We start from the raw sequence: 454 nt of genomic DNA, 5'->3' as shown, positions 1-454 counted from the left end.
GTGAAGCTATCAGCAGGACGCTGTCCGGCAGGCCATCCCCCGACAGGGTCAGGTTGGTGCGCTGGTTGTTCAACGCGGTGGTCTGCACGGTTGCCACGCTAAGGAAGTCGACGGTACCTGCGCGGTACTGGTTTTCGATCAGGCGCAGGGACTCCTGTGCGGCATCCAGCGCCTCGCGCTGCACCACCGCCTCCTGTTCCAGCACCCGCAGCTGCACCAGGTAGTTCTCCACCTCGCGGAAGCTGTCGAGCACGGTCTGGCGGTAGTTCTCGACCGTCTGGTCGTAGCTGGCCTCGGCCCGCTCCAGTTCCGCACGACGGCTACCTAAGTCTAGCAGGGTCAGCGCCAGTTGCGGCCCCACCGACCAGAAACGGTTCGGCACTCTGAACAGGTCGCTGAAGCTGCTGTTGCGATAGCCACCGCTGGCCGACATTGTCCGGTGCTGATCTGTCTT

At 63.7% G+C, this 454-nt stretch carries 1 protein-coding gene; it reads right to left on the bottom strand.

The window, feature by feature from the left end:
- Positions 1 to 433, bottom strand: a 433-nt coding sequence (locus ACU8YC_RS27375) for a TolC family protein (RefSeq protein WP_446896310.1), incomplete at its 3' end; no start/stop codon positions are given.
- Between the last annotated feature and the right edge of the window lie 21 nt (positions 434 to 454).

Source organism: Citrobacter sp. VF227, from assembly GCF_052950715.1.
This window is presented reverse-complemented; position numbering and strand designations above follow the sequence as displayed.